Genomic DNA, 8292 nt, shown 5'->3' on the forward strand with positions numbered 1-8292 from the left:
TCTTGTCCTCATTAACAGAATTTCAATTATTATCTGTATTAGCACAGGAAATGAATATGCGTAAAGCATCGGAGCGGTTATTTGTTTCTCAGCCAGCCCTCTCACAACGGTTACAAACAATTGAAAAAGAGTGGGGAACAAAACTATTTATTCGCTCACAAAAAGGGCTAGCACTAACTCCGGCTGGAGAACATGTTATAGATTTTGTTAACGACGTCCTTAAAAAACAAGAAAAAGTTCGCGAAACCATCCATTCTCTCCAAGCAGGAGTTTCTGGGACATTGAAAATTGCTGTGGCATCTATCGTAGGTCAGAACTGGCTGCCACAAGTCTTAAAGAAGTTCATAGATAAGTACCCGCAAGTAAAAATTTCACTGATAACGGGGTGGAGTAGCGAAATACTTAAATGCTTATACGATGACCAGGTACATATAGGGATAATCCGCGGAACTCCGGATTGGAAGGGGATAAAAGTGCATCTTTTTAACGATCCGCTTTATTTAGTTGATCGGGAAATTACTAGACCTGAACAAGTATTAGCAACCGACCGTCCGTTTATTCAATTTAAAAGTGATTCTAATTATTATCAAGAGATTCAAGATTGGTGGATGCGTAACTTTAAAACCTCACCTAAGAGGACAGTCGTTGTTGACCAAATTGAGACGTGTAAACAAATGGCCTTTAATGGAATAGGCTACGCCATTTTGCCGGCGATTACGCTAAGTAGAACAGAAAAGGATATTTTTAAAATACCCCTTGTGGATGAGAATAACGAGCCATTAAAACGTGATACATGGCTGTTAGGGTATGAGTCTGCTTTCCAATTAAAGCAAGTTTCAGCCTTTGTCGAGCTGATCAAAGAACACATCGCTGAATCTTCTGAAGATTAGTGTTGTTTTTCTTGTTTTCATTACTGTTGTTTGTTAAAGTATTTTCAGTACATATTTATAGGGGGTAAAAAAATTATGAAAATGATGGATGCTAATGAAATTATTTCTTTTATCCAAAATAGTAAAAAATCTACACCAGTTAAGGTTTATTTGAAAGGTGAATTAGAAGGAATTAATTTTGGGAGCGAAGCAAAAGCTTTTATTAATGGTAGTACTGGTGTTGTCTTTGGCGAATGGTCACAAATTAATGCTGCTTTAGAAGCAAACAAGAACAAAATTGAAGATTTTGTTGTAGAAAATGACCGCCGCAATTCAGCCATACCATTGTTAGACACAAAATATATAAATGCTCGTATTGAGCCGGGTGTCATTATCCGTGACCAAGTGGAAATCGGTGATAATGCAGTGATTATGATGGGCGCTGTTATCAATATTGGTGCTGTGATTGGAGAAAAAACGATGATTGATATGGGTGTTGTCCTTGGGGGCAGAGCAACAGTCGGGAAAAATTGTCACATCGGGGCTGGAACCGTTTTAGCAGGGGTAATTGAGCCGCCATCTGCAAAACCCGTTGTTATTGAAGATGATGTTCTAATTGGAGCGAATGCCGTGGTACTTGAAGGAGTAACAGTAGGTACAGGGTCGGTTGTAGCCGCAGGAGCTGTAGTAACTAAAGATGTTCCTCCATATACTGTGGTAGCTGGAACACCAGCAAGGAAAATAAAAGACATTGATGAAAAGACAAAATCAAAGACAGAAATCATGCAAGAACTTCGTCAATTATAGAAAATTGCAGGCGTGGATCCTAATCCACGCTTCTTTTTTAAAAAGGAGAGGTACATAGATGAACCCTTTAATCAAAATTCGCCGTGACCTTCATCAAATACCTGAACTAGGTTTTCAAGAGATTAAAACGCAAGCATATTTATTGTCTTACATACAGTCATTGCCTCAAGAACGTATTTCGATAAAAAAATGGAGGACAGGCATACTTGTAAAGATTCATGGTCTTAATCCTGCCAAAACAATCGGATATAGAACAGATATTGATGGCCTGCCTATTAACGAGGAAACAGGTTTATCTTTTTCCTCTTCACACGAGGCAAAGATGCATGCCTGCGGCCATGATTTTCATATGACAATCGCTCTTGGCGTGCTTTCTCATTTTGTCCGAAATCCTATTAATGATGACCTTTTGTTTGTTTTTCAACCCGCTGAGGAAGGGCCTGGCGGGGCAGAACCAATGTTGAAATCGGAAGAAATGAAGGAATGGATGCCGGACATGATTTTTGCCCTCCATATTGCACCAGAGTATCCTGTTGGAACAATCGCCTTGAAAGAAGGGTTATTATTTGCCAATACTTCGGAATTGTTTATTTACCTAAAGGGAAAGGGGGGACATGCCGCTTATCCACACCAAACAAATGATATGATAATTGCTTCCTGTACATTAGTCAATCAGCTGCAAACCATCATTTCTAGAAATGTAAATCCATTAGATAGTGCCGTCATCACCATAGGTAAAATAACAGGTGGAACGGTTCAAAATATTATCGCTGAAAAGGCAAAGCTTGAAGGAACAATTCGGACATTATCACCAGAATCGATGAAAAAGGTTAAGCACCGAATTGAGGCTGTTGTAAAAGGAATTGAAATAGGCTTTGAATGTGAAGCCGTCATTGACTATGGTTCAATGTACCACCAAGTATATAACATGGAATCGATTACAAGAGAGTTTATCGATTTTATTCAAGAGGATCCAGATGTAAGGGTGATTGAATGTGAGGAAGCGATGACAGGTGAGGATTTTGGCTATATGCTTAGAGAAATTCCTGGTTTCATGTTTTGGCTGGGTGTTGACTCAACGTTTGGTCTGCATCATGCCAAATTAAACCCAAATGAAGCTGCGATTGATGTGGCTGTAAAGGTTATGACAAATTATATTTCGTATAAAGGGAATTAGTTATAAGCTTTTACTTACAAAGTCATTTTATTTGGTGCTGCTGGTTAATCATGTTAAAATTTAATGGAATACAGTTACATATTTTCGTTTATTCTCATGGGAAATAGGCAAAACTGACTTAGGAGAAATTAAATTTTAATTTAAAATTAATATTTATTTAAATTAATTATAATTTAATATTGACTCAAAACTAGATTTGTCCTATAATGAGAATTGTCAAAAGGGTTAGCATATGAGATTTACTAGTAAATCTCATTTAATTAATTTATTTGGAGGGATTTTAATGCCAGAACGTATGGTAGGTAAACAAGCGCCACGCTTTGAAATGGATGCTGTAATGCCAAACAAAGAATTTAAAAAAGTAAGCCTTGAAGAAAACATGAAAAATGATAAATGGACTGTATTGTTCTTCTATCCAATGGACTTTACATTTGTTTGTCCAACTGAAATTACAGCAATGTCCGATCGTTATGAAGAGTTTGAAGATCTAGATGCAGTTGTCATTGGTGCATCAACTGATACTATTCATACACACCTTGCATGGATTAAAACAGATCGTAAAGAAAACGGTCTTGGCGATTTAAACTATCCACTAGCAGCAGATACAAACCATGTTGTTGCTCGTGATTATGGTGTGCTAATTGAAGAAGAAGGTATTGCTCTTCGCGGTCTTTTCATCATCGATCCAGAAGGTGAATTAAAATATTCTGTTGTAAACCACAACAATATCGGCCGTGATGTAGATGAAACTTTACGTGTTCTTCAAGCATTACAGACTGGCGGTCTTTGCCCTGCAAACTGGAAGCCAGGACAAGCTACATTAAACGTATAATTTATCTAAACATGATAGACCTAACCTTACATAAGTGTTAGGTCTATTTTAAAATAGGGGGCTTAACATGAAATTACGCGAACCAATGCCAGAGTTAACCGGGGCGACTGAATGGTTAAACGGTCAAGTAACAAGAGATGAACTAATCGGCGAAAAACCAACATTAATTCATTTTTGGTCAATTAGCTGTCATCTTTGTAAGGAAGCGATGCCGCAAGTAAATCAATTCCGTGATGATTTTAAAGAGAAATTAAACGTGGTCGCGGTCCATATGCCACGATCAGAAAATGATTTAAATCTTGAAGAGATTAAGAAAGTAGCAGCTGAACACGGGATCACACAGCCAATCTTTGTGGACAGTGAGCATAAGCTAACAGAAATCTTTGAAAATCAATATGTTCCTGCCTATTATGTATTCGATCGTGAAGGCAAGCTCCGTCATTTTCAAGCTGGCGGAAGCGGGATGAAAATGCTCGAGAAACGCGTCAATCGTGTTTTAGATGAATTGGAAAAAACAGAATAATATCGACAAAGGAAAAACTGCTCGTTGAATATCAACGGGCAGTTTTTTTATTGGCATTTTTCCGTGCTAATCAATATTTTGGTATTTTGTAACCTTGCTTCCGATTTATCGTCCGTATTAGTAATAAGTGTATCTATCGGACAGTAACTATTAGAGAAAAAGAAGGGGTGTATGAGATTGATAAAGCAATTAAAGATATTTCTTGTGTTTATTATTGCCATAATGCTTGGGTTAGCAGGGTGCAGTTCGAATAATAAAAGTGACAGTGCAAAAATGAATGTAGAAAGTAAAGCGGAAATGGACTCATCTAAGGCTGGCGGTGGGGACCAAGCGGCTTTATTCTCTAATGAGAAGGCTAAGGATGAGAAAACATCAGATACCGCAAATATTGAGATACAAAACCAGATGGTCATCTATAAGGCTGACCTGCAGCTACGCGTTAAAAAATTTGCTCAAACTGTCAGAAGTTTGGAAGAAAAAGCCCAAAAATTTGGAGGATATATAGCTGAATCCACTGTGACAAAAGAGGGGAAAGAACAATTGAGCGGAAGTCTGACAATAAGAGTACCGCAAAAGCATTTCCAAGACTTTTTGCATGAAGCTGAAGGGCAAGCAGCTGAGGTGCTGCAGAGGAATATTACTGGGCAGGATGTAACAGAGGAATATGTTGACCTTGAATCAAGATTAAAATCTAAAAAGGTTGTTGAGGAGCGGCTGTTGACCTTTATGAAGAGCGCAGCAAAAACAGAGGATTTATTAAAAATTTCTGCGGATTTAGCGGCTGTTCAAGAAGAAATAGAGACGATTGAGGGAAAAATGAAGTTTTTAGAAAACCAAACATCTCTTTCAACTGTAAATATTATCCTTTATGAAAATAAGGTAATTGTTCCACATATTGATAAAGACAAGCTAAATACTTGGGAGAAAACAAAAAAACAATTTATGAAAAGCACCAATATGTTATTGGCGGGCCTATCAGGATTAGTTGTATTTATTATTGGTAACATTCCATTAATAGGGGTTTTGTTAATCGTTTGTTTTCTCCTCCTCTTCTACTATAAAAAAAGGAAAAATAGAAAAAGTCAGGATTAAGAGGGGATAACTCGTTATATATAAAATTGATGAAGAATGCTAAAATAAACCTATATTAAGATCATTGTTTTTATCGGAGGAGTTATTATGAAGAAGAGTTTTGCAGTAATAGGGCTTGGTCGGTTTGGTGGAAGTATTTGTCGTACTCTAACCGATGAAGGGATGGAAGTATTAGGTATTGATGTAAATGAAGAACGTGTAAATGAATATGCAATGATTGCTTCCCATGCGGTAGTTGGTGATTCAACAGATGAGAATGTCTTGAAAAGTTTAGGAATTCGTAATTTCGACCATGTGATTGTCGCGATTGGCGATGATATTCAGGCAAGTATACTCACAACTCTTATTCTTAAGGAATTAGGGGTAGCTTGTATTACAGCAAAGGCTCAAAATGATTATCACGAAAAAGTTCTTCGGAAAATTGGCGCCGATCATGTTGTTCACCCTGAAAGAGATATGGGGAAACGGATTGCCAACAATATGGCTTCAAGTAATGTGGTTGACTACTTAGAACTTTCAGATGAGCATAGTATTGTAGAAATTGTTGCAAACGCAAGACTAGGCGGACGTACTATAATGGATATGGATATTCGTAAAAAATATGGGTTGAATATTGTAGCCATTAAAAGAGGAGAAGAAATTATTGTTTCTCCACAAGCGAAAGAAATCCTTTATGTGAATGATGTTTTAATTGTGATTGGAAACGATACCGATATCGACAGATTCGAAAGAAAAGTCTTAGAATAAAAAACGGAAGTGCCTAAAATAAGGCGCTTCCGTTTTCTTATTATACTTCCATGATTATTGGTAATATCATAGGTCTCCGTTTTGTTTTTTCATAAAGGAATGGGGCTAATGTATCTGTGATTTCATTCTTTATTTCAGACCATTGACTTGTCTTTCTTTCCATTATCTTATTTAAGTGTTTAGTTATTAGATTCTGAGCATCATTGATTAAATCACCAGATTCTCTCATATAAACAAATCCTCGAGAAATGAGGTCTGGGCCTGAAGCAATTTTAAATTCTTTCATATTAATACTAACAACTACGACAACTAAACCTTCCTCTGAAAGAATTCTACGATCCCTTAATACAATATTTCCAATGTCTCCTACACCACTGCCATCAATATAGACGGAACCAGATGGAATCTTTCCAGCTACCTGTGCAGTTTGATCGGAGAGTGCTAATACTTCGCCATTGTCCATAATAAAACAATTATCTTCCTCAACTCCACAATCGACAGCAAGCTTAGCATGCATTTTTTGCATACGATATTCACCGTGGATTGGCATAAAAAATTTCGGTTTAATTAACCTGAGCATTAACTTTTGCTCTTCCTGTCCGCCGTGTCCGGAAGTATGGATATTACTTAATTTCCCGTGGATTACTTCCGCGCCTGCTCGATATAGCAGATTAATCGTTCTGCTGACACTTATTGTATTTCCTGGAATCGGTGAGGATGAAAATACGACAGTATCTCCAGGATTAATTTGAATTTGTCTATGTGTCCCATTGGCAATTCGAGATAGAGCAGCCATAGGTTCCCCCTGACTGCCTGTACATAGAATCGTGACTTTATCAGCAGGCAATCGGTTAATTTGATTTGCTTCAATAAATGTTTCTTTTGGTGCATTAATATAACCTAATTCAAGCCCAATATTGATAGCGGCTTCCATGCTTCTGCCAAAAACAGCAACTTTCCTGCCGTTTACCACTGCTGCCTCAACTACTTGCTGCAGTCTGTGGATATTAGATGCAAAGGTAGCAAAAATTACACGCCCATCAACTTTCCTAAAAATATCATGGATGCTTTCACCAACCCGACGTTCGGACATCGTAAAATCAGGTATTTCACTATTTGTACTATCTGAAAGTAAACATAAAACGCCTTCTTTTCCGATTTCTGCCATTTTGGTTAAATTGGCAGGCTCACCTACAGGGGTAAAATCAAATTTAAAATCACCTGTATGGACGATTTGACCAGGGGGTGTTTTCACGACAATCCCATAGGAATCAGGAATACTATGGGTTGTTCGGAAAAAAGTAACTGATGTTTTGCGGAATTTGATAACATCGTCTTCCTTAATTTCAATCAGTTTAGCATTTCTTAATAAACCGTGTTCTTCTAATTTATTTTTAATTAATCCAAGTGCCAGTTTTCCCCCGTAGATAGGGATATTAATCTCACGAAGTAAATAAGGGATACCGCCAATGTGGTCTTCATGTCCGTGTGTGACAAATAAACCTTTAATCTTTTCTTCATTTTTAACTAAATAAGTGTAATCAGGTATAACATAATCAATACCTAATAATTCATCCTCAGGGAATTTTATTCCGGCATCGATTAAGATTATTTCATCTTGGAACTGAACTGCATACGTGTTTTTGCCAATTTCACCTAAACCACCTAGGGCAAAAACAGCAGTTTGATCATTTTTTACAAATTTCATAAATTATCCAATCTCCAATACTTTATAGTCTTCATTTTGTTGTTCATATTCTAAATATGCTCCTTTTACTTCTTGTACAAATTCAACATTAAAACCGCGGTCGGCAATTTTGGTGCGTACATCCCTTACCGATTCTCCTTTAATAAAAAGGGTTTTTGTGTTTTCCCGTACTGGGACTTCTTTAATACTTTCTTGATAATATACTTTATATACCATGACAGATTCGCTCCTTATTAAATCATAACTTTTTCTATTATATAAAATATTTTCATCTTTTTCATTTATTTTCTTTTTACAGCTTTGGGACGAATGATGAAAAGTATGTAAAAAATAATCTATTTTTACAATTTACAATAATGAAGGAGCCCTTCGCAAGTTTGAAGGGCCCTAAAAATTTAGGCAATGGACTTTTTTCGCAGCAAATCTTTCCACTGTTTTAAGAGCTTTTTCCTTAGCTTCTTTAACATAGTGGATCATCTCCTTACCTCTTATTTTATACGAACCTTGTCCAATGTAAAGCTAGTGATGGTAGATAAT

At 36.9% G+C, this 8292-nt stretch carries 9 protein-coding genes; 7 read left to right on the plus strand and 2 right to left on the minus strand.

Going from position 1 to position 8292, the window contains the following annotated elements; all coding sequences use genetic code 11:
* Positions 1 to 2: 2 nt before the first annotated feature.
* The 7 genes from V7150_RS13915 to V7150_RS13945 all read left to right on the plus strand — a co-directional run bounded on the left by V7150_RS13915 (position 3) and on the right by V7150_RS13945 (position 6047).
* Positions 3 to 890: a LysR family transcriptional regulator gene (locus V7150_RS13915; RefSeq protein WP_335519154.1), complete on the plus strand. Its 888-nt coding sequence runs from the start codon at positions 3 to 5 to the stop codon at positions 888 to 890.
* Between the two features lie 75 nt (positions 891 to 965).
* Positions 966 to 1676, plus strand: coding sequence for a 2,3,4,5-tetrahydropyridine-2,6-dicarboxylate N-acetyltransferase (gene dapD, locus V7150_RS13920; protein ID WP_335519156.1), 711 nt, complete (start codon positions 966 to 968; stop codon positions 1674 to 1676).
* 58 nt (positions 1677 to 1734) lie between these two features.
* Positions 1735 to 2853, plus strand: a complete 1119-nt coding sequence (locus V7150_RS13925) for an N-acetyldiaminopimelate deacetylase (protein ID WP_335519158.1) — start codon at positions 1735 to 1737, stop codon at positions 2851 to 2853.
* A gap of 283 nt (positions 2854 to 3136) precedes the next feature.
* Positions 3137 to 3685: a peroxiredoxin gene (locus tag V7150_RS13930; RefSeq protein ID WP_335519161.1), complete on the plus strand. Its 549-nt coding sequence runs from the start codon at positions 3137 to 3139 to the stop codon at positions 3683 to 3685.
* Positions 3686 to 3752: 67 nt separating this feature from the next.
* A complete protein-coding gene (locus tag V7150_RS13935; protein ID WP_335519163.1) occupies positions 3753 to 4208 on the plus strand; it encodes a TlpA disulfide reductase family protein in 456 nt (151 codons plus the stop codon).
* A gap of 171 nt (positions 4209 to 4379) precedes the next feature.
* On the plus strand, positions 4380 to 5300 hold the full coding sequence (locus V7150_RS13940) for a DUF4349 domain-containing protein (RefSeq protein ID WP_420490290.1): 921 nt from the start codon (positions 4380 to 4382) through the stop codon (positions 5298 to 5300).
* Positions 5301 to 5387: 87 nt separating this feature from the next.
* Positions 5388 to 6047 (plus strand): potassium channel family protein, encoded by a 660-nt coding sequence (locus V7150_RS13945; protein ID WP_335519169.1) that lies wholly within the window; start codon positions 5388 to 5390, stop codon positions 6045 to 6047.
* Between the two features lie 40 nt (positions 6048 to 6087).
* Here V7150_RS13945 and rnjA read toward each other — a convergent pair whose 3' ends face one another.
* Both rnjA and V7150_RS13955 read right to left on the minus strand, forming a co-directional pair.
* Positions 6088 to 7755: a ribonuclease J1 gene (gene rnjA / locus V7150_RS13950; protein WP_283922476.1), complete on the minus strand. Its 1668-nt coding sequence runs from the start codon at positions 7753 to 7755 to the stop codon at positions 6088 to 6090.
* Positions 7756 to 7758: 3 nt separating this feature from the next.
* On the minus strand, positions 7759 to 7971 hold the full coding sequence (locus V7150_RS13955) for a DNA-dependent RNA polymerase subunit epsilon (RefSeq protein ID WP_335519176.1): 213 nt from the start codon (positions 7969 to 7971) through the stop codon (positions 7759 to 7761).
* Between the last annotated feature and the right edge of the window lie 321 nt (positions 7972 to 8292).

Source organism: Neobacillus drentensis (assembly GCF_036965245.1).
In the GTDB taxonomy this organism is placed as follows: Bacteria; Bacillota; Bacilli; order Bacillales; family Cytobacillaceae; genus Neobacillus; species Neobacillus drentensis_G.